This window comes from Tabrizicola flagellatus, from assembly GCF_008271465.1.
Classification (GTDB): Bacteria; Pseudomonadota; Alphaproteobacteria; order Rhodobacterales; family Rhodobacteraceae; genus Tabrizicola; species Tabrizicola flagellata.
Genome location: NZ_VMDU01000002.1, coordinates 259,376 through 278,814 on the forward strand (window position 1 = coordinate 259,376; position 19,439 = coordinate 278,814).

Genomic DNA, 19,439 nt, shown 5'->3' on the forward strand with positions numbered 1-19,439 from the left:
CTACTCCGCCGCCTGTGCGAGGGGTTGAACGTGCAGAAGACCGTCGGGGCCTATGGTCACCGGCTCGGGGTCCATGATGAAGCCGCCGAAACGCGCCTTGCCGCCGTCGGCAAAGCCCAGGATCACCAGGCCCTGCGGCCCTTCGACGATGCGGGCTGCATAGCGGCGGCAGGGCTCTGCCCCGTCGAGGAAGGGGCCGGGCGCGATGCGCCAGGGGCCGCGCGGGTGGTCGGCGATCAGGTAGTGGGTGCCGGTGACGGGCGATTGCGGGTTGTCGCGGCGGTATTGTTCCGACCAGTGGTGCGACGAGGTGCAGAAGAGGCAGTACCAGTGGTTCCCCACCTGGAACACCTGAGGCACCTCCAGCTGGCCGAAGCCGCCGTGGAAGACCGGGGGTTGCAGGGTCCAGGTCATCAGGTCGGGCGAGGTGGCAAAGCCGATGGCGCCGCCGGCGTTGGGTTCCGGCACGCCCGGCACGCGGGCGGTGAAATACATCAGCCAGCCCTTGCCGTCCGGGTCGCGCATCACCCAGGGGTCGCGCATCGCCCGGTCGTGCCAGTGGCCGATCGCGTGGTCCTTCTCGTAGCAGTCGGCGTTGGGGCCGGTCAGGTCCAGGGCAAGCCCGTCGCCGACCCGCGTCCAGTTGTGCAGATCGCGCGAGGTGGCATGGCCGATCCGCTGATACAGCGACTGCTCGGATTTCCGTGTGCCGGTGTAGAACAGATGCCACAGCCCGTCGTCGCCCTTCACCACCGACCCGGTCCAGGTCGTGCTGTCGTCCCAGGCCGCGCCGTCCCGCTGCGGCTCGAACGTGGTGCCCATGTCGGTCCAGTTGGTCAGGTCGCGCGACACCGCATGGCGCTGGGTCGCGTTCAGGTGCCGCGCGTCGGGGTCGATCAGCGATTTCGGCGCCTGCAGGAAATAGCCGTGCCAGATGTCGCCGTCCTGGACATACCAGCTGTCCCAGAACCAGAGATCCTTGTGCTTGAAGGTCATGACGTCTCCTCAGCCCTTCACGCCGGTCGAGGCGATCGACGCGATGAAGGCTTTCTGCAGGTAAAGGTAGAAGGCAAGGACGGGGACAGTGATCAGGCTCAGGTAGGCCATGACCTCGCCCCAGGCGACGTTGAGCTGGAAGAAGTACTGCAGGCCCACCATGACCGGACGGTAGCCCTCCGCCTGCGTCACCATCAGCGGCCAGAGATACTGGTTGTACATCACCAGGAACTTCAGGATCGCCGCCGTTGCCAGGATCGGCCCCGAGAGCGGCATCACGATCCGGCGGTAGATCTGGAACCACGAGGCACCCTCGACCCGCGCGGCCTCGATCAGCTCGCCCGGCAGGTCCTTGAAATACTGGACGAACAGGAACACCGTCAGGCCGTCGGCGATGAAGGGCACGATCTGCACCCGGTAGCTGTTCAGCCAGCCCCAGGTCAGCCCGTCCATCCCCAGCCAGGGCAAATGCGCCACCATCATCAGAAGCGGGATGGCGATGGTCTCGAAGGGCAGGATCAGCGTGGCCAGCAGGATCGACAGCAGCACGTCGCGCCCCTTCCAGCCGACGAAGACGAAGGCGAAGGCCGCGGCAGAGCAGACCAGCAGCGACAGGACCACCGTCACCCCGGTGACGAGGACCGAGTTGAACACGAAGGTGCCCACCGGCGCCCGCTGGAAGGCGGCGAAGTAGTTCGACAGGCTGATGTCGCCCACCGGAAGGAAGGCGCGCAGGCTGCCGGAATCCTGCAACAGTTGCTGGTCCGGCTTCAGGCTGGACATCACCATGAAGACCAGCGGGAAGATGAAGATCAGCGCGATCAGCACCAGCACCGCATAGCGGGTGGCCAGGCGCAGGCCGCGGTTGTCGGCGGAAATCATGGCCATCAGCTCTTCTCCCGCGTCAGCCAGCGTTGGATCAGGGAAATCGACAGCACGATCACGAACAGGATCACCGAGATCGCCGACCCGCCCGAGATGTCCTGCTTGCCATAGCCGCGCTCGACGGCCTGGAAGACGATGGTCTGGGTGCTGTCCAGCGGCCCGCCGTTCGTCATCACGTCGATCTGGGCGAACAGGCCGAAGGCCTGCATGGTGATGACGATGAGGATGAGGACGGCGGTGTTCCTGAGGCCCGGCCAGGTGATGTAGCGGAACACCTGCCACTTCGACGCGCCCTCGATGGCGGCGGCCTCGTAGAGGGTGGGGCTGATGGTCTGGAGGCCCGAGAGCCAGATCACCATGTGAAAACCCACGGCCTGCCAGATCGACATGGCGATGATGGCACCCAGGGCCGTGGACGGGTTGCCCAGCCAGTCCACCGGCGGGATCAGGCCGAAGCTGATCGCGCCCAGGAGATTGTTCAGCAGGCCCGACTGGCCGTCATAGATCAGCCGCCACAACAGCGAGACGACGACGATCGAGACGACGACCGGCATGAAGTAGATGGCGCGGAAGACGTTGATGCCTTTCAGGCGCTGGTTGATGAGAAGCGCCAGGCCCAGCGCCAGGCCCGCCTGCACCGGGGCGACGACCAGCACGAAGATGAAGGTGTTGACGATGGCCTTCATGAACACGACGTCGCGCGCCAGGACATAGGTCCGGCTGTCCCCGCCAAGGCTGAAGCTGAACCATTCCCGCATCCCCGCCAGGTCGGGCCGGTCGGGGTTGTTGCGGGTCAGCGTGCGGATCGAGGGATATTCCGGCGCGCCGTCCTTCATCACGATGGCGCCCGCCTCGTCGCGCACCGGCTCCAGCGTCAGGGTCGTCACGCCCAGAAGCTGGCGATAGTTCGCAAGCCCCACCCATTCGGTCGGATTGGGCGAGACCAGCCGCTGGTTGGTGAACGAGAAGTAGAAGGCCAGGAAGAAGGGCAGGATCACGAACCCGGCGATCAAGAGGACCGCAGGGCCCGCCATCAGCCAGCCCGTCCGGTTCGACACGGTGAACTTCGACGCCATGATCGCCTCGTCGCGTGAGAGGGGAAAGGGCTGGCGGCGCAAACCGCCAGCCAGGGCTCTGGGGAGAACCCGGCCCCGGATCCGCTCCGGGGCCAGTCGGCCTAGTGGCCGTAACCGCCGTTCTTCTCGATGTCGGCGTTGATCTCGTCCACGGCCGCGTCCAGCGTCGCCGCCACGTCGGCTCCGCTGGCGATGTCGGCCAGCGCCTTCTCGAACACCTTGGCCTGCACGACATAGCCCGGCGTCACCGGACGGACGAGAGCCTGGGCGGCCGAGAGGCCGAAGAACACTTCCATCGCGCCACCCGGCTTGTAGTGCTCGGTCATCGCGGCTGCCGTCTTGGTCGGCGGGATCAGCCCGATGCCGTCCGAGAAGGCCGCCAGATACTTGTCCTGAAGGGCGAACTCGATGAAGGCCGCGGCGCCTTCGGGATGCTTGGACGAAGCCGAGATGCCGAACTGCCAGGAGGCCGCACCGATCTTCGGGCCGTTGCCGAAGTCGGGCGCGGGCAGGAACACCGTGTCGGGGAAGGCCTTCAGCGTGTTCAGCGCCGCCCAGTTGCCGTTCCACGAGAAGGCATACTTGCCCGCTGCGAAGCCGCCGTCACGATCCGCCGGGTCCTGCGTCGCGGGCGCATAGCCGTTCTTGAACAGGCTCTGCCACCATTCGCCGAAGGCCAGGGCCGCCTCGCCGTTCAGCGCGCCTTCCGCCGTCTTGTAGGTGGAACGGTCCACGATGTCGCCACCAAAGCTCTGCAGGAAGGGCGAGAAGGCATAGGGATACCATTCGCCGGTCCAGGCCATGCCGGGATCGAAGGCGTATTCGAACTTGCCCGACGCTTTCGCCGCATCCAGGGCGGCCATGAATTCGTCCTTGGTCCAGGGCTGCTCCAGCGTCGGCGTGCGCAGGCCCAGCTCGTCAAGATAGGACTGCCGCGTCACCAGCGCCACGGCGGCATCCCAGAGACCGATGGAGTAGAGCTGCCCGTTCCAGATGCCCTTGGTGCCGGGCAGGAAGTCGGCGATCTTCGACTCGTCGATCTTCAGGGGCTGCATGTAGCCCGCCCAGGCCCAGTTCGGCATCACCGGGCCGTCCACGTCCAGGATGTCGGGCAGGTTGCCGGCCAGCGCGCCCGCGACGACGGAATCGTTGTAGGCCGCCTGCGGGAAGCTTTGCAGTTCCACCTTCCAGTCGGACTGGCTGCCGTTGAAGTCGGCGATGATCTGGTTGATGATCTTGCTTTCGACCTCGTTGCCGGCGCCATGGTACCACATGGTCAGCGTCTGCTGCGCCTCGGCGGCCGAGGCCCAGGCCAGGATCGCGGCCGAAGCCGCGACGGTGAACATCTTCATTTGGTTTCCTCCCTCTGGGTCATCAGTGAAACGACAGTCGCGGTCCGAAGCTCGTTGACCGAACCGCGCCAGTGCACAGGCCCGGCCACCAGGACCGGGCGGTGGTCATCCCGGCCCTCGCCGGAAATCAGCTGCAACAGACGCTCGCCCGCCCGGACGCCCATGGCGTTGTAGGGCAGCTCGACCGTGGTCAGCGGCGGGTAGAGCGTCTCAGCGATGGCGCGATAGTTGTCGAAACCGGCGACGCCGATCTCGTCGGGCACCCTGCGGCCCATGCTGCGCAGGATGCCATAGACCATCAGCGCCATCTGGTCGTTGCCGCAGCACAGCACCGTGGGTGGAGCATCCAGCCGCAGCAGGCGGTCGATCGTGTCCCACAGCAGCTGCGGCCCGGTCTCGGGCTGGTCGAAATCCACATGCGCCAGCAGGGCGGGGTCGAAGGCGATCCCGGTCTCGGCCAGCGCATCGCGGTAGCCCAGCGGCCGCAGCCGGCCGGCGGCCATGTCGGGGCGCAGGGCCAGCATGGCGATCCGCCGGTGCCCCGCGCCGATCAGGCGCCGCACCAGGTCGGCCTGCAGGCGGCGGTCGTCGGGCAGGACGGCGGGGGTGCCGCGGTCGTCATAGCAGTTGGCCAGGACCAGCGGCGTATCCTCGGGCACCGGGGGCAGGTCCACCGGCTGGTGATACTCGGCGACATAGATCAGCCCTTCCACCCGGTGCGACAGGAAGGTGTCGATTAGCTTGGGCACACGGTCCTGCCGGCCCCCGGTATCGGCGATCATCAGCGTCATGCCGGAGGCATCCAGCGCCCGCTGGATGCCCTGCACGATGTAGAGGTCCGGCAGGCCCTGCTGGGTCGAAGGCTGGTTCTTGGTGGAAATCGCCCCGGTGATCAGCCCGACGATCCCCGACTTCTGCGCACGCATCATCCGCGCCGCGTTCGACCGGACATAGCCCAGCTCGCGCATCGCGGCCTCGACCACCTCGCGCGTCCTTTCGCCCACCGGCCCGTCGCCGTTAAGGACCCGGCTGACCGTCTTGGGCGACACGCCGGCCAGGCGTGCGACATCGTAGATCGTCGACATGCGAGGCCTCCCCTCCGCGCGGTGTCCGGCTATGACATCGGTGTCATGACATCGGTGTCACAACTCGACCGATTCTGTCAAGCGCGGGTTGCGCGGGCGGGGAGGGGGCTTGGCTCAGGCGTGGAAGACGAAGGACCGCATCGAGACCGAGCCGAGGTCGATGGCGTCGGTCATGAAGGTCAGCCGGTCCCTGGCGTCCGAGGCGCCGGCGATGGTCAGCGCCGGCATGTAGTGATCCACCGTCGGATGCGCCATGGTCAGCAGGCTGCCCAGCCCCTCGCGGTCGGCCAGGGGTTTCAGGTCGCGCGCCTCCAGCCGGTCGGCGAACAGGCGGTCGAACTCCAGCGCAAAGTCCAGCGGCTGTCCGCCGAACCGCATGGCGCGCAGGTTGTGGACCACGTTGCCCGAGCCCAGGATCAGCACGCCCCGGTCGCGCAGCGCGGCAAGAGTCCGCCCGACCTCGAGCTGGTGCTCCAGCCCCCGGCTCATGTCGATCGAGACCTGGAACACCGGCACCTTCGCCTGCGGATAGAGGAACTTCAGCACCGTCCAGGCGCCGTGGTCCAGGCCCCAGGTATCGTCCTCGGCGGAATGGTGGCTGGCCAGGAGGCTCACCACCTCGCGCGCCAGCTCCGGGTTGCCGGGGGCGGGGTAATCCATCGCGTAAAGCGCGTCGGGAAAGCCGTAGAAATCGTGGATCGTCTTCGGCAGGGCCGAGACATCGACCAGCGTCGTGCCGCGCGTCATCCAGTGCGCCGAGACGACCAGGATCGCCTGCGGTTGCGGCAGGGCCTGTCCCAGCGCGCTCCAGGCGCGGCTGTAGGCGGTATCCTCCAGCGCGTTCATCGGGCTGCCGTGGCCCAGGAACACCACGGGCATCCGGGCCGAGGGCTTCAGCCGGTCGCGGAGGGCGTTGAGGTCGGTGATCGCGCTCATGGTCCTGTCCTTTCGGCGAAGGGGCCGCCCCCTGTCGGGGCAGCCCGGAGGGTTCAGGCCGCGGCCAGCGCGCGGGTGGAGGGTTTCAGCGCATAGGCGCCCGAACCCAGCAGCGCGATGGCTCCCTGCACGATGGCCCAGAACAGCGGGAATTCCCAGCCGCCGCCTTCGCTGGAAAAGACCCAGCCGTTGCCGGCATGGACCCAGGTCGCGCCCAGAAGCACCGGGATCAGCGCCAGCGACACCGCGCGGGTGGCCACGCCCAGGATCAGGGCAAGGCCGCCGCCGACTTCGGCCAGGATCGTCAGATAGGCGAGGAAGCCGGGCAGGCCGAGGCTTTCGAAATAGCCCACCGTGCCGGGGATGGTGAAGACCATGACCTTCATCAGGCCATGGGCGACGAACAGTGCGCCGCTGGCGACGCGCAGGATCAGGGCGGCGTAATCGGAGTTAGGGGTCATCTCGGGGTCCTATCAAGGGGCCGCCCGTCCGGCGGCGGATGCGATGAGGCAAAGCTAGGTCTTGACGCTTGGGAATGAAATGGCGACATTGTGGATTGACCATCCACATTTCATTCCGAAAGCCGCGCCGATGGACCTGATCGACGAGTTGAAGGCCTTCGTCGCCACCGCGCAGACCGGATCCTTCACCGCCGCGGCAGAGCAGCTGGGCACCTCCAACCGCCTGACCTCGAAATATGTGGCCGGCCTCGAGGCGCGGATGGGCGTGCGGCTGTTGCAGCGCACCACGCGCAAGGTCGGGCTGACGCCGGCGGGCGAGGATCTCCTGTCCCGCGCGCCGGCCCTTCTGGACGATCTCGACGACCTGATCGCCGGGGTCGCCGAAGGCTCGCGCGGGTTCTCCGGGGTGATCCGGCTTTCGGCCCCCGTCACCTTCGGCGAACTCCATGTCGCCGGGATGCTCGACCGTTTCGGCCGGCTGCATCCGGGGCTGTCCTTCGACCTGAGGCTCGACGACCGCCATGTGGACCTTGCGGCCGAGGGGATCGACCTTGCCTTCCGCATGGGCCGGACCGACACGCAGACGCTGAAGGTGCGCCGGCTCGGCGGCTTCGGGTCTGTGCTGGTGGCCAGCCCCGATTACCTCGCCCGGCGCGGGACGCCCGCGTCTCCGCAGGACCTGGCCGCGCATGACTGCATCCTCGACACCAACCGCCGCGATCCCCGGCGCTGGGCCTTCGGGCGCCCGCCCGTCCCCGTCGCGGTGCAGGGCCGGTTCCGGGTGAACTCGGCCCGCGCGGCGGTGGAACTGGCGGCGGCGGGGCAGGGGCTGGTCTATGCCCCCCGCTTTGCCGCCCGTGCGGCACTGGAGGCAGGGGCGGTCGTCCCGGTGCTGGCCGACTGGCCGGGCGAGGAGGGCCAGCTGAGTGCGGTCTGGCTGGAAGGCCGCGTCCTGCCGCGCAAGATCCGCGCGCTGATCGACTTCGCGGCCGAGGACGTGCGAACCGCCGGCATCCTCTGACCGCCTAGCGGCTGGACTGCCGCACGATCAGTTCCGGCGCGATCCGCAGCGTCGCGGGCTGGGTCTGCCGGCCGTCCAGCACCTCGAGGATCAGCGCCGCCGCCCTTGCGCCGATCTCGCGCGGGAAGGGGTTGATCGTGGTCAGCGCGGGGACCGAGACCTCGGCGATCTCGTAATCGCCGAAACCGGCGATCCAGATGTCCTCCGGCACCCGGACGCCGCGCCGCTGGCATTCGGTCAGGGCGCCGAAGGCCGACAGGTCCGACACGCAGATCACCGCCTGGGTATCGGGCAGGCTGTCCAGAAGCCGCCCCATCGCCACCGCCCCCTCGCGCATGGAGATCGGCGGGGCCCCGGCGGCGATCAGGCGGCTGGCGTCCAGACCATGCGCCCGCATCGCGGCGACAAAGCCATCGCGCCGGTCAGTGCCGCGCGTGTCGCGGTCGGCATCGCCGCCGATGAACGCGATCCGCGTCGCGCCCTGCCGGACGAAATGGTCGATCATCCCCCGCACCGCATCGGCGTTGGAAAACCCCACCACATGCCCGATGGGCTGGGCGGGCAGGTCCCAGGTCTCGATCACCGGAAGGCCCGCGTTCTCCAACAGCCGCCTTGCGCGCGGAGTATGCCGGCCCCCCGTCACCACGATCGCCTCGGGCCGCCGGCGCAGAAGCTGCTCGATCAGCCGCTCCTCTTCGTGGATGTCATAGTCGGTATAGCCCAGAAGGATCTGCAACCCCCGCGCCTTCAGCCCCTCGGACAGGCCCCGCAGCGTCTCGGCGAAGTTGGCGTTGTTGATCGAGGGGATCGTCACCGCGACGAAATCCGTCCGCTGCGACCGCAGGGACGAGGCCGTCGAGTCGAACACATACCCCAACTCCTCTGCCGCCTTCAGGATCGCATCCCGCGTCGCCTCGCTGACGGATGTGTCCCGCTTGAAGGCCCGACTGACCGTCATGGGCGAGACCCCGGCGATCCGGGCGACATCGGCCATGGTTGGGGTCTTGCGGGCTTGCGTCATGTCGGCGCGAAGGTGTGGGCCGAGGTGACGTGGTGGTGGATACGGCCCGTGAAATGCCGCGCCAGCACTGCTTCCGTCGCCGCGCGGCCCTCCTTGCGGATCGGGTGGGTCAGGAATGCCTCGACCGTCGCCATGTCCGGCCAGTCGATCGCCAGGATCAGCGGGTATTCCGGCGCCCCCTCGTCGCGGTCCTCCGCGAACGTCACATGAATCGCCAGGGCCCCCGGAAACCGCCGCCAGACCGGGAGTATCTCCGCCAGCACATCGCGGCGGAAGGCTTCCTCGTGCCCCTCGTGCAGGGTGCCCTCGAACAGGGCATAGCGGGTTATCATGCCAGGTCCTTTCGCGGTCCCCTGAAGAACTCCATCAGCGCCGCCTGGTCCTCGCCGCCCAGCCCCGCCGCCGTCAGCATCCGGTGCACTTCGGCGCAGAGCGCGGTCAAGGGCATCGCCGTCCCGGTCGCCCGCGCGAGGTCCGCCGCCCCGTTCAGGTCCTTGACCATGTTGTCGATCCGCCCCGTCCGCCGGTAATCCCGCGCTGCCATGCGGGGCATGTATTCCTGCAGGATCGCCGAATCCGCCCGACCGCCGGCCAAGGCCTTCGGGATCATCGCCGCATCCACCCCCGCCGCCTCGGCCAGCGCCGTCGCTTCGGCCACCGCGAGGAACCCCAGCCCGCAGAGCACCTGGTTGATCAGCTTCGTCGTCTGCCCCGCCCCCGGTCCGCCCATCCGCGTCTGGTTCGACGCGACACCACGCAGAACCTCCTGAGCCTCCGCCACGTCCGCCGGCGCACCGCCCTGCATCAGCGTCAGCTCCCCCGTCGCGGCCTTCGGGATACCCCCGGACAAGGGGCTGTCCACCCAGCGCAACCCCTTCTCCGCCGCATCCTCCGCCAGTGCCTCGGTTGCCACCGGGTCGATCGAGGACATGTCGATCACCAGCGTCCCCGGCGCCGCCCCCTCGGCCACGCCCCCCGGCCCGAAGACCGCCGCCCGCACGATATGCGCCGCGTTCAGCGACAGGATCACCGCCCGCACACCCCGCGCCGCCTCGGCTGCCGAGGGCGCCGCCACCGCCCCAAGGTCCACCAAAGCCGTCACCTTCACCGGGTCCAGGTCGAACACCCGCAGCGCCGCCCCCGTGGCCAGCAGCCGCGCGCCAATGGCCCCGCCCATCGCCCCCGCTCCGATCAGCGCAACGGTCATGGCGTCTCTCCCCTCAGCTTTGCGGCAACCGCATCCACAATCGCCGCCAAAGGCTGGTCGATATCCACCGTCATCGCCTCCTCCGGGCCTGGGGGCTCCAGCGCCGCGAACTGGCTGTCCAGAAGCGAGGTCGGCATGTAGTGCCCCGTCCGCCTTGCCATCCGCGCGGCGATCACCTCGCGGCTGCCCGCCAGATGGACGAACCGCACCGGCCCGCCGGCGCCAGCCCGAATCCGGTCCCGATAGACCCGCTTCAACGCCGAACAGCCGACGATGACCGGAGCTTCCGCCGCCAGCACTCCCGCCACCCGGTCCAGCCAGGGCCAGCGGTCCTCGTCCGTCAGCGGGATGCCTGCCCGCATCTTCTCCACCGCCTCGGGGCTGTGCAGGTCGTCGCCGTCGCGATAGGGGATGCCCAGCCGCGCCGACAGCCGCTCGCCCACCGACGACTTGCCGCAACCCGCCACCCCCATGATGATGACGCGCAAGGTCATAGCGAGGCCGTGATCCCGCCGTCCACATACAGGACATGCCCGTTGACGAAGCTCGCCGCCTCCGAGGCCAGGAACACGCAGGCCCCCTGCAACTCCTCCACCTTCCCCCAGCGCCCCGCCGGCGTCCGCTTCTCCAGCCAGGCGCTGAAGGCCGGGTCCGCCACCAGCGCGGCGTTCAGCGGCGTGTCGAAATAGCCCGGAGCGATGGCGTTGCAGCTCAGCCCGTGCTTCGCCCAATCCGTCGCCATGCCCTTGGTCAGGTTCCCCACCGCGCCCTTGGTCGCGGTGTAGGGCGCGATTCCCGGCCGGGCCAGCGCGGTCTGGACGCTGGCGATGTTGATGATCTTGCCCCGCCCCCGCGCGATCATGTGCCGCGCGACCGCCTGGCCCACATGGAACACGCTCGCGATGTTGGTCTGCAACAGACGCTCGAAGGCCTCGGCCGGAAACTCCTCCAGGGGCGCGCGATGCTGCATCCCGGCGTTGTTCACCAGGATGTCGATAGGCTTGCCCTGGGCCTCGAAGGCATCCACCGCCGCCCGCACCGCCTCATGATCCGTGGCGTCAAAGGCCAGCACCTCCGCCCCCGCGATCCGCGCCGCCGCTGCCGCCAGCTTCCCCTTATCCCGGCCGTTCAGCACGACCGAAGCCCCCGCCTCGGCCAAACCCTCGGCCAGCGCAAACCCGATCCCCTGCGACGACCCGGTAATCAGCGCCCGTCGCCCGGTAAGATCGAACAGCCGATGTCCCATGCCTTCCGTCCCCTCACTTCGCTCTCGACAAGCGCGTTTCGACTCGTTTATGTTATCGATAACACACCCTGTCAAGCGCGCTGAGGACAAGATGGCCAAACCGCAGGTTCTCCAGGTCGGCCCCTACCCGGAATGGGACCAAGCCCCTCTCGACGCTGCCTACACCATCCACCGCTGGTGGGAGACCGCCGACAAGGACGCCCTCCTCGCCAGGGTCGGCCCCGACATCCGCGCCATCGCCACACGCGGCGACCTTGGCGCCTCCGAGGCGATGATCGCCGCCTGTCCCAACCTCGAAATGATCGCGGTCTTCGGCGTGGGCTACGATGCCGTCCATCTGCCCTCCTGCAAGGCGCGGGGCATCAAGGTCTCGAACACCCCCGACGTCCTGACCGAGGACGTGGCCGACATCGCGCTGGCCATGCTGCTGGCGCTCGTGCGGCGCACCGGGCCTGCGGAACAATGGGTCCGCTCCGGCGACTGGGCGGCCAAGGGCATGTTCCCGCTGACCCGCAAGGTCTCGGGCACCCGCGCGGGCATCCTGGGTCTTGGGCGGATCGGGGCGGCCATCGCCCGGCGTTGCGAAGGCTTCGGCATGAAGATCGCCTATTCCGCGCGCAGCCCCAAACCGGGGCCCGAGGGCTGGACCTGGATCCCCGACGCCGTGGAGCTTGCCCGCAATTGCGACCACCTGTTCGTCGCATTGGCCGCCACGCCCGAGACCCGCCACATCGTCAACGCCGAAGTGCTGAAGGCCCTTGGCCCCGACGGCACCGTCATCAACATCAGCCGTGCCGCGAACGTGGACGAAACCGCCCTCCTCGACGCGCTTGAACAGGGCCAGATCGCCGGCGCCGCGCTGGACGTGTTCGAGGGCGAGCCGAACCTCAACCCCCGCTTCCTGTCCGCCCCGAACGTCCTCCTCCAACCCCACCACGGGTCGGGCACGGTCGATACCCGCAAGGCGATGGGCAAACTCATGCGCGACAACCTGACCGCCCATTTCGCGGGCCAACCCCTGATCACGCCGGTGCTGCCGTGAAAGCCATCGTCATTCACGGCCCGAAGGACCTGCGCATCGAGGACCGTGACCCCGAGCCCCTGAACCCCGGCCAACTCCGCCTCCGCCTCGCCACGGGGGGCGTCTGCGGCTCGGACCTGCACTACTACAACCACGGCGGCTTCGGGGCCGTGCGGCTGAAGGAACCGATGATCCTCGGCCACGAGGTCTCGGCTTACGTCGAGGACCCCGGCACCAGTGCCTTCGCCAAGGGCCAACTCGTCGCCGTCTCCCCCTCGCGCCCCTGCGGCACCTGCAAGTTCTGCCTCGAAGGCCTGCCCAACCAGTGCCTCAACATGCGCTTCTACGGCAGCGCGATGCCCTTCCCCCACATCCAGGGCGCCTTCCGAGAAATCCTGACCGCCGACGCCAGCCAATGCGTCGATGCCACCGGCCTGACCCCGGGCGAGGCCGCCATGGCCGAACCGCTCGCCGTCACGCTACACGCCACCCGCCGGGCCGGAGAGATGCTGGGGAAGCGCGTCCTCGTCACCGGCTGCGGCCCGATCGGCACGCTGGCGATCCTCGCCGCCCGCCGCGCCGGTGCGGCCGAAATCGTGGCGACCGACCTGTCGGACTTCACCCTGTCCCTCGCCTCCCGCGTCGGGGCCGACCGGGTCATCAACACCGGCACCGACCCGGAGGCCCTCGCCGCCTACGGCGCCGACAAGGGCCATTTCGACGTGCTTTACGAATGCACCGGGGTCGCCGCCGCGCTGGCTTCGGGCATCGCCGCTCTGCGGCCGCGCGGGGTGATCCTGCAACTCGGTCTCGGCGGCGATATGACCCTGCCGATGATGGCGATAACCGCCAAGGAACTGGACCTCCGCGGATCCTTCCGCTTTCACCCAGATTTCGCCGTGGGCGTGGGCCTGATGCAGAAGGGCCTGATCGACGTGAAGCCGCTCATCACCCATACCGTGCCCCTGGCGCAGGCCGAGGACGCCTTCCGCCTCGCCTCGGACCGCAGCCGGGCGATGAAGGCACAGATCGACTTCCCGGCTTGACCGGGACGCGGCCGCGCGCACACCCTGTCGCCCGGCGACACCGGCGCAGCAAGAGAAGAAGGAGCCCCCCATGTCATTCTTCGAAACCCACGACCCGGCCTTCGCCCGTTATGTGATGTTCAACGCGCCGCTGAAGCGACTGGCCACCGGGTTCGACTGGGCGGAAGGGCCGGTCTGGTTCGGCGACCAGGGGTGCCTGCTCTTCTCGGACATCCCCAACAACCGCATCCTGCGCTGGACCGAGGACGGGATCACCACCTTCCGCCAGCCCTCGAACTATTCCAACGGGCATACCCGCGACCGGCAGGGGCGGCTCGTCAGCTGCGAGCACGGCGCGCGGCGGGTAACGCGGACGGAATGGGACGGGCAGATCACCGTCATCGCCGACAGCTATCAGGGCAAACCCTTGAACAGCCCCAACGACGTGATCGTCGCCCGCGACGGCGCGATCTGGTTCACCGACCCGCATTACGGGATCATGACCGACTACGAAGGCTTCAAGTCGCCGCAGGAACTGCCCTGTTCGGTCTATCGCGTGGATCCCTCGGGCGGGATCGAGGGGGTCATCACCGACATGGCCTGCCCGAACGGCCTGGCCTTCAGCCCGGACGAAAGCCGGCTCTACGTCGCCGACACCGGGCGGATGCATGAAAGCGACCCGCAGCACATTCGCGTCTTCGACATGGTGAATGGCCGTCCGGTGAACGGGCGCCTGTTTCACACCATCGACCGGGGCTGCGCCGATGGCATCCGGGTGGACAGCGACGGCAACGTCTGGTCCTCGGCCGGGGACGGCGTGCATTGCATCGCGCCGGACGGGCGGCTCCTCGGCAAGATCCTGGTGCCCGAGATCGTGTCCAACATCTGCTTCGGCGGCCGGGCCAAGCACCGGCTGTTCATCACCGCGACGACCAGCCTCTATTCCGTCGTCCTCAACCGCAACGGAGTGCAATGGCCGTGACGAAACCGCAGACCGGCCTGATCGGCCTTGGCACCATGGGCGCGGCGCTGGCGCTGAACATCGCCGAAAAGGGCTTTCCCATCGCCGTCTGGAACCGGACGACCAGCGTCACCCACGCCTTCAAGGCCGGCGCCGGAGAGCTGGCCGACCGCATCACCCCCGCCGACTCCCTCGCCGACCTCGTTGCCGCCATGGCCCCGCCGCGCGCCATCATCCTGATGGTCCCCGCAGGCCCCGCCGTGGACGACATGCTCGCTGCGCTGACGCCGCACCTCTCCCCCGACGACCTGGTGATCGACGCGGGCAACGCCAACTTCCACGACACCAACCGCCGCGCCGCCGCCGGCCTGCCGTTCCGCTTCCTCGGCATGGGCGTCTCGGGCGGGGAAGAGGGTGCCCGCCACGGCCCCGCGATCATGGGAGGGGGCGCGCGCGAGGATTGGGACCGCATCGCCCCGGTCCTTCACGCCATCGCCGCGAAACACAAGGACCAGCCCTGCGCCGACTGGATGGGTCCGGCGGGAGCCGGCCATTTCGTCAAGACCGTCCACAACGGCATCGAATACGCCGACATGCAGATGATCGCCGAAGTCTACGGCATCATGCGCGACGGCCTTCACCTTTCCGCCCACCGCATCGCCGAGACCTTCGCCGACTGGAACAGGGGCGTCCTGCAAAGCTACCTCATTGAAATCTCGGCCGAAGTCGCCGCCGCGAAGGACCCGCTCACCGGAGCCGCACTCCTTGACGTGATCCTCGACAAGGCGGGGCAGAAGGGCACCGGCCGCTGGACCGCGATCGAGGCGCAGCACCTCTCTGCCCCGATCCCGGTGATCGAGGCCGCCGTCGCCGCCCGCAACATCTCGGCCCGGCTCGACGAACGCCGCGCGGGCGAGGCGGTCTATGGACCCGCGCCGGAACCCACGCCCGGGGTGACGCTGGCCGACCTCCAGGATGCGCTCACCGCCGGCAAGATCCTATGCTACGCCCAAGGCTTCACCATGACCGCCGCCGCCGGGGTCGCCTTCGGCTGGGACCTGCAACTGCCCGCCATCGCAAGGGTCTGGCGCGCGGGCTGCATCATCCGGTCCTCGATGCTCGACGCCATGGCGCAAGCCCTGACCGAAGACCCCGCGCGCAACCTCATCCTCGCCCCCCGCTTCACGGCCGAGATCAAGCGCTGCCTCCCCGCCCTCCGCCGCATCGTGGCGGCAGCGGCGCTGCACGGCCACGCATTGCCCGCGCTGTCGGCGGGCCTCGCCTGGTTCGACGCGATGCGCACCGCGCGGGGGACAGCGAACATGATCCAGGCGCAGCGTGATTTCTTCGGCCTGCACGGCTTCGACCGGCTGGACGGCAAGGACCTCCACCACGGCCCCTGGGCGCAGGCGTAACCGATTTCTTCAAAGAAATCGGACCGGAGCCTTCAAAGGCTCCGTCGCGGAGTTTTCGAAAACTCCGCGCCCCGCTACCCCGTCTCGCCCGGCACCAGCCGTGTCGGGACCACCGTCACCTCCTGCCCCGGCTCTCCCTTCAGCCGCGCCACCAGCGCCTCGGCCGCCGCCTTCCCGATGGCCGTCGTCGGCACCACTGTCGTCGTCAGCCGCTTCGGCAGGATCGACGCCGCCTCCATCCCCCCCCAACCGGCGATCCCCAGGTCCTCCGGCACCCGGATTCCCTTTGCCTGCGCATAGGCGAGGCCCCCCACCGCCATGTCGTCGTTGTGGAAATAGACGACGTCCAGGTCCGGCGTCCGTGTCAGCAGCACCTCCAGCCCGTAATACCCCGCATAGAACCCCGGCATGTCCAAGAGCACCTCGCGGTCCACCAAAGGCGCGCCCGCCTGCGCCAGCACCGCCTGGAACCCCTCCAGCCGCGCCTGGCCCATCACGTCGGCCCGCGCCAAGGCGCCCACATAGCCCGCCCGCCGCCGCCCGCGGCGGAGCAGGAACTGCCCCATCTCCACCCCGCAGTCGTAGTGCGAGAATCCCACCGACATGTCGATCGGGCTGGTCGTCAGGTCCCAGATCTCCACCACCGGCACCGCCACCTGCCGCAGCAGGTCCACCGTCGCCGGCGTATGGTTCCGCCCCGACAGAATCAGTCCCGCCGGACGCCAGCTGGCGATCTGGCGTACCCAGGCCTCCTCCTCGGCGGTGGAATGATTGTTGGCCCCGATCATCAGCTGGTATCCCAGCCGGCTCAGCGCCCGGTCCACCCCGTCCAGCACATGCGCGAACAGGCCCGATGTCAGGCGCGGCACGCACATCCCGACCAGCGTGCTCGCCTGATAAGAACCGAAGGCCGCCGCCAGCTTGTTCGGGACATATCCCAGTCTTTCCGCGACCTTGACCACCCGGTCTCGTGTCTCGTCGGAAAACCCCGTGCCGCCGCGCAAGACCCGGCTGACGGTCATCTTCGACACCCCCGCCGCCTTGGCGATGTCCTCCAGATTGGCCTTCATCCGCGATCCATGTTATCGATAACTTTTCGCTTGACTCGGAAGCACCTCAGGCTCACCCTAACCTACGTTACCGGTAAACCTGACGCAAGATCGGGGCACTGCCGGAAAGGGGAGGAAGCCGTCCATGCAACCGTCGTCCGACGGCCTGTTCTTCGACCGCATCATCAAGTCCTTCGGCGGGACCCAGGCGCTGAAAGGCGTGTCGCTGAAGGTCGCGCGCGGCGAGATCGTGGCGCTCTTGGGCGAAAACGGCGCGGGGAAATCCACCCTCATCAAGACCCTCGGCGGCATCCACCGCCCCGACGAAGGCGGCGTGCTGATCGACGGCGTCCCTTACGCGCACGAAGCCGGAAAGGCGGGGGGCCAGAAGGTCGCCTTCATCCACCAGGACCTCGGCCTGATCGACTGGATGTCGGTTGCGGAAAACATCGCCCTCGCCCTTGGCTACGTCCGCCGCGCCGGTCGCATCGACTGGACCGCGACCGAGGCCCGCGCCGACGAGGCGCTGAAGCTCGTCAAGGCCGAATTCCCCGCAACCGCCCGCGTCTCCAGCCTGACCCGCACCCAGAAATCCCTGGTCGCCATCGCCCGGGCGCTCGCCGCCGACTGCGACTTCCTGGTCCTCGACGAGCCCACCGCCAGCCTGCCCGCCGACGAGGTGGAGCTTCTCTTTTCCGCCCTCCGCCCCCTGAAGGCAAAGGGTGTGGGCATGATCTACGTCAGCCACCGCCTGGACGAGATCTTCCGCATCGCCGACCGCGTCGCCGTCCTCCGCGATGGCCAGATGGTCGGCATGCGCCCGGTGGAACATACCACGCCCGAGGAACTCGTCTCGCTCATCGTCGGCCGCAAGGCGCGCGAGATCGCCCGGCCCCCGGTCCAGGACGGCTCCGCCATCCTCGAAGTGCAAGGCCTCAAGACCCCCGCCGTCGGCCCCGTCAGCTTCCAGATCAAGCGCGGCGAGCTTCTCGGCCTCGCGGGCCTGCGCGGCGCGGGCCACGAAGACATCGGCCGCGCCCTCTTCGGCGTCATCCCCCACACCGGACGCATCACCCTCGACGGCAGGCAGCCCGACCTGCGCACCGCGCAAACCGCCATGCGCTCCGGCATCGGCCTCGTCGCCCGCGACCGCGTCGGCGAAAGCGTCGCCCCCGGCATGGCGATCCGCGAGAACGCCTTCCTCAACCCCTCCGCCACCGGGCGCGGCCTTCTGTCCCTGATGTCCGCCGGCCGCGAGGAAGGCCTTGCGAAAGCCATCGGCACCCGCGTCGGCCTGTCCCCGAACGACCCGACGCTGGCCATCGAGGCCCTTTCCGGCGGCAACCAGCAGAAGGTCGTGGTGGGCCGCTGGCTCGATTCCGGCCGCCGCCTCCTCGTCACCGAAGACCCGACCGCGGGCGTGGATGTCGGCGCCAAGGCCGAGATCTACCACCTCCTCTATCAGGCCCTCGCTTCCGGCATGGGGGTGCTCGTCGTCTCCACCGATTTCGAGGAGATCGCCAACATCTGCCACCGCGCCATCGTGTTCAGCCGGGGCCTCCCCGTCGCGGAACTGACCGGCGTCGAACTTTCCACCGAATCCCTGATCCAGGCCGCATCGGCCGGTGAAGCCGCCTGAGGACGAAGATGCCCGGTATCGAATCCAACGCCGTCGAGCCCACCAAGGACGAACTCCGCGGCCTTTCCTCGGGCGCGAAACTCGCCCGCCTCGCGCCGACCTACGGCCTTGTCATCCTGATGGTGGCGCTGATCCTGTTCTTCTCGATTCTCCTGCCCAACACCTTCCCGACGCTCCTCAACCTCCGCTCTATCCTGTCGGAAAAGGCGATCATTGCGCTGCTCTCCCTTGCCGCGATGATCCCGATGGTCGCGGGCCGCATCGACCTGACCGTGGGCTACGGCATCGTGCTCTGGCACATCCTGGCGTTCTCCTTGCAGACCATGTTCGGCCTCCCATGGCCCATCGCCGTCGCCGTGGTCCTGTTGCTCGGGATCGTGGTCGGAGCCCTCAACGGCCTCCTCGTCGAGGTCGCCCGCATCGACAGCTTCATCGCCACCCTGGGGACCGGGACGATCCTCTACTCCATCGCGCTCTGGCACACCGGCGGCCGCCAGATGGTCGGCCAGCTTCCCGATGCCTTCTACGCGATCAACGGCACCTTCGTCCTCGGCCTGCCGATCACTGCCTTCTACGTTCTCGCCATCACCCTGATCCTCTGGGTCGTCCTCGACTACACCCCCATCGGTCGCTACCTCTATGCCATCGGCGCCAACCAGCGCGCGGCGGAACTGAACGGCATCCCGACCCGCAAGTTCGTGATCGGAGCCTTCGTGACCTCGGGCGCCCTGACCGCGCTCGCGGGCGTCCTACTCGCCTCGAAACTGCGGATCGGGCAGGCGAGCGTCGGTCTAGAATTCCTGCTCCCCGCCCTTGTCGGGGCCTTCCTCGGCTCGACCACCATCAAGCCCGGCCGAGTCAACGTCTGGGGCACCATCGTCGGCGTGATGATCCTCGCCGTCGGCATCTCGGGCATCCAGCAGTTCGGCGGCTCGTTCTGGGTGGAGCCGCTCTTCAACGGCACCACGCTTCTCATCGCAATCGGCATCGCCGGATACGCCCAGCGCAAGAAAGGCGCGAAGTCGAAATAACTACAGCATGTT

At 68.3% G+C, this 19,439-nt stretch carries 20 protein-coding genes; 7 read left to right on the forward strand and 13 right to left on the reverse strand.

The features are described from left to right. From FL625_RS04390 to FL625_RS04420, 7 genes are all read right to left on the reverse strand, one after another. Positions 1-996 carry a glycoside hydrolase family protein gene (locus tag FL625_RS04390; protein ID WP_149587410.1) on the reverse strand — a complete coding sequence of 332 codons (996 nt, stop codon included), beginning with the start codon at positions 994-996 and terminating at the stop codon, positions 1-3. 9 nt (positions 997-1,005) lie between these two features. Continuing rightward, complete coding sequence (locus FL625_RS04395; RefSeq protein ID WP_149587411.1) at positions 1,006-1,884, reverse strand: carbohydrate ABC transporter permease; 879 nt, start codon at positions 1,882-1,884, stop codon at positions 1,006-1,008. Further along, positions 1,884-2,957 carry a carbohydrate ABC transporter permease gene (locus FL625_RS04400; RefSeq protein ID WP_149587412.1) on the reverse strand — a complete coding sequence of 358 codons (1,074 nt, stop codon included), beginning with the start codon at positions 2,955-2,957 and terminating at the stop codon, positions 1,884-1,886. Before FL625_RS04400 ends, FL625_RS04395 begins: the two co-directional genes overlap by 1 nt. A gap of 101 nt (positions 2,958-3,058) precedes the next feature. Beyond that, positions 3,059-4,309 (reverse strand): sugar ABC transporter substrate-binding protein, encoded by a 1,251-nt coding sequence (locus tag FL625_RS04405; RefSeq protein ID WP_149587413.1) that lies wholly within the window; start codon positions 4,307-4,309, stop codon positions 3,059-3,061. After that, entirely contained in the window at positions 4,306-5,394 is a 1,089-nt protein-coding gene (locus tag FL625_RS04410) for a LacI family DNA-binding transcriptional regulator (RefSeq protein ID WP_149587414.1), read from the reverse strand. Before FL625_RS04410 ends, FL625_RS04405 begins: the two co-directional genes overlap by 4 nt. Positions 5,395-5,508: 114 nt before the next feature. After that, complete coding sequence (gene ygiD / locus FL625_RS04415) at positions 5,509-6,330, reverse strand: 4,5-DOPA-extradiol-dioxygenase (RefSeq protein WP_200833879.1); 822 nt, start codon at positions 6,328-6,330, stop codon at positions 5,509-5,511. A gap of 53 nt (positions 6,331-6,383) precedes the next feature. Beyond that, the gene (locus FL625_RS04420) at positions 6,384-6,791 is read right to left on the reverse strand and encodes a DoxX family protein (protein WP_149587415.1); all 408 of its coding nucleotides are present in this window, start codon (positions 6,789-6,791) and stop codon (positions 6,384-6,386) included. A 130-nt stretch (positions 6,792-6,921) separates the two neighbouring features. On the opposite strand from FL625_RS04420, the gene FL625_RS04425 reads away from it, so the two are divergent. Beyond that, positions 6,922-7,812, forward strand: a complete 891-nt coding sequence (locus tag FL625_RS04425) for a LysR family transcriptional regulator (RefSeq protein WP_149587416.1) — start codon at positions 6,922-6,924, stop codon at positions 7,810-7,812. A 4-nt stretch (positions 7,813-7,816) separates the two neighbouring features. Here the strand turns inward: FL625_RS04425 and FL625_RS04430 are convergent, their stop codons facing one another. The 5 genes from FL625_RS04430 to FL625_RS04450 are packed head-to-tail and all read right to left on the reverse strand — an operon-like array spanning position 7,817 to position 11,286. Beyond that, positions 7,817-8,806, reverse strand: a complete 990-nt coding sequence (locus tag FL625_RS04430) for a LacI family DNA-binding transcriptional regulator (RefSeq protein WP_235019310.1) — start codon at positions 8,804-8,806, stop codon at positions 7,817-7,819. Positions 8,807-8,829: 23 nt separating this feature from the next. Continuing rightward, positions 8,830-9,165, reverse strand: coding sequence for a hypothetical protein (locus FL625_RS04435; RefSeq protein WP_149587418.1), 336 nt, complete (start codon positions 9,163-9,165; stop codon positions 8,830-8,832). After that, the gene (locus FL625_RS04440) at positions 9,162-10,040 is read right to left on the reverse strand and encodes an NAD(P)-dependent oxidoreductase (RefSeq protein WP_149587419.1); all 879 of its coding nucleotides are present in this window, start codon (positions 10,038-10,040) and stop codon (positions 9,162-9,164) included. Before FL625_RS04440 ends, FL625_RS04435 begins: the two co-directional genes overlap by 4 nt. After that, positions 10,037-10,534, reverse strand: coding sequence for a gluconokinase (locus tag FL625_RS04445; protein ID WP_149587420.1), 498 nt, complete (start codon positions 10,532-10,534; stop codon positions 10,037-10,039). Before FL625_RS04445 ends, FL625_RS04440 begins: the two co-directional genes overlap by 4 nt. After that, on the reverse strand, positions 10,531-11,286 hold the full coding sequence (locus FL625_RS04450) for an SDR family oxidoreductase (RefSeq protein WP_149587421.1): 756 nt from the start codon (positions 11,284-11,286) through the stop codon (positions 10,531-10,533). Before FL625_RS04450 ends, FL625_RS04445 begins: the two co-directional genes overlap by 4 nt. A gap of 91 nt (positions 11,287-11,377) precedes the next feature. Between FL625_RS04450 and FL625_RS04455 the strand changes: the two genes are divergently transcribed. The 4 genes from FL625_RS04455 (at position 11,378) to gnd (ending at position 15,708) form a co-directional block, all read left to right on the forward strand. Continuing rightward, the gene (locus tag FL625_RS04455) at positions 11,378-12,328 is read left to right on the forward strand and encodes a 2-hydroxyacid dehydrogenase (protein WP_149587422.1); all 951 of its coding nucleotides are present in this window, start codon (positions 11,378-11,380) and stop codon (positions 12,326-12,328) included. After that, the gene (locus FL625_RS04460; RefSeq protein WP_149587423.1) at positions 12,325-13,353 is read left to right on the forward strand and encodes an L-idonate 5-dehydrogenase; all 1,029 of its coding nucleotides are present in this window, start codon (positions 12,325-12,327) and stop codon (positions 13,351-13,353) included. The genes FL625_RS04455 and FL625_RS04460 overlap by 4 nt, the downstream gene beginning before the upstream one ends. Positions 13,354-13,423: 70 nt before the next feature. Continuing rightward, the gene (locus tag FL625_RS04465; protein ID WP_149587424.1) at positions 13,424-14,314 is read left to right on the forward strand and encodes an SMP-30/gluconolactonase/LRE family protein; all 891 of its coding nucleotides are present in this window, start codon (positions 13,424-13,426) and stop codon (positions 14,312-14,314) included. After that, positions 14,305-15,708 (forward strand): NADP-dependent phosphogluconate dehydrogenase, encoded by a 1,404-nt coding sequence (gene gnd / locus FL625_RS04470; RefSeq protein ID WP_200833880.1) that lies wholly within the window; start codon positions 14,305-14,307, stop codon positions 15,706-15,708. Before FL625_RS04465 ends, gnd begins: the two co-directional genes overlap by 10 nt. Before the next feature lie 74 nt (positions 15,709-15,782). Here the strand turns inward: gnd and FL625_RS04475 are convergent, their stop codons facing one another. Next, positions 15,783-16,778, reverse strand: coding sequence for a LacI family DNA-binding transcriptional regulator (locus tag FL625_RS04475; RefSeq protein WP_149587426.1), 996 nt, complete (start codon positions 16,776-16,778; stop codon positions 15,783-15,785). 124 nt (positions 16,779-16,902) lie between these two features. Here FL625_RS04475 and FL625_RS04480 point away from each other — a divergent pair, with 124 nt between their 5' ends. Further along, positions 16,903-18,396, forward strand: coding sequence for a sugar ABC transporter ATP-binding protein (locus FL625_RS04480; RefSeq protein WP_149587427.1), 1,494 nt, complete (start codon positions 16,903-16,905; stop codon positions 18,394-18,396). Positions 18,397-18,404: 8 nt separating this feature from the next. Next, positions 18,405-19,427 carry an ABC transporter permease gene (locus FL625_RS04485; protein WP_149587428.1) on the forward strand — a complete coding sequence of 341 codons (1,023 nt, stop codon included), beginning with the start codon at positions 18,405-18,407 and terminating at the stop codon, positions 19,425-19,427. Positions 19,428-19,439: the final 12 nt, after the last annotated feature.

Bases quoted from the DNA above. Each gene is read 5' to 3' on its own strand.
- FL625_RS04390 (WP_149587410.1), bottom strand. From the start codon at position 996: ATGACCTTCAAGCACAAGGATCTCTGGTTCTGGGACAGCTGGTATGTC.
- FL625_RS04395 (WP_149587411.1), bottom strand. From the start codon at position 1,884: ATGGCCATGATTTCCGCCGACAACCGCGGCCTGCGCCTGGCCACCCGC.
- FL625_RS04400 (WP_149587412.1), bottom strand. From the start codon at position 2,957: ATGGCGTCGAAGTTCACCGTGTCGAACCGGACGGGCTGGCTGATGGCG.
- FL625_RS04405 (WP_149587413.1), bottom strand. From the start codon at position 4,309: ATGAAGATGTTCACCGTCGCGGCTTCGGCCGCGATCCTGGCCTGGGCC.
- FL625_RS04410 (WP_149587414.1), bottom strand. From the start codon at position 5,394: ATGTCGACGATCTACGATGTCGCACGCCTGGCCGGCGTGTCGCCCAAG.
- ygiD (WP_200833879.1), bottom strand. From the start codon at position 6,330: ATGAGCGCGATCACCGACCTCAACGCCCTCCGCGACCGGCTGAAGCCC.
- FL625_RS04420 (WP_149587415.1), bottom strand. From the start codon at position 6,791: ATGACCCCTAACTCCGATTACGCCGCCCTGATCCTGCGCGTCGCCAGC.
- FL625_RS04425 (WP_149587416.1), top strand. From the start codon at position 6,922: ATGGACCTGATCGACGAGTTGAAGGCCTTCGTCGCCACCGCGCAGACC.
- FL625_RS04430 (WP_235019310.1), bottom strand. From the start codon at position 8,806: ATGGCCGATGTCGCCCGGATCGCCGGGGTCTCGCCCATGACGGTCAGT.
- FL625_RS04435 (WP_149587418.1), bottom strand. From the start codon at position 9,165: ATGATAACCCGCTATGCCCTGTTCGAGGGCACCCTGCACGAGGGGCAC.
- FL625_RS04440 (WP_149587419.1), bottom strand. From the start codon at position 10,040: ATGACCGTTGCGCTGATCGGAGCGGGGGCGATGGGCGGGGCCATTGGC.
- FL625_RS04445 (WP_149587420.1), bottom strand. From the start codon at position 10,534: ATGACCTTGCGCGTCATCATCATGGGGGTGGCGGGTTGCGGCAAGTCG.
- FL625_RS04450 (WP_149587421.1), bottom strand. From the start codon at position 11,286: ATGGGACATCGGCTGTTCGATCTTACCGGGCGACGGGCGCTGATTACC.
- FL625_RS04455 (WP_149587422.1), top strand. From the start codon at position 11,378: ATGGCCAAACCGCAGGTTCTCCAGGTCGGCCCCTACCCGGAATGGGAC.
- FL625_RS04465 (WP_149587424.1), top strand. From the start codon at position 13,424: ATGTCATTCTTCGAAACCCACGACCCGGCCTTCGCCCGTTATGTGATG.
- gnd (WP_200833880.1), top strand. From the start codon at position 14,305: ATGGCCGTGACGAAACCGCAGACCGGCCTGATCGGCCTTGGCACCATG.
- FL625_RS04475 (WP_149587426.1), bottom strand. From the start codon at position 16,778: ATGAAGGCCAATCTGGAGGACATCGCCAAGGCGGCGGGGGTGTCGAAG.
- FL625_RS04480 (WP_149587427.1), top strand. From the start codon at position 16,903: ATGCAACCGTCGTCCGACGGCCTGTTCTTCGACCGCATCATCAAGTCC.
- FL625_RS04485 (WP_149587428.1), top strand. From the start codon at position 18,405: ATGCCCGGTATCGAATCCAACGCCGTCGAGCCCACCAAGGACGAACTC.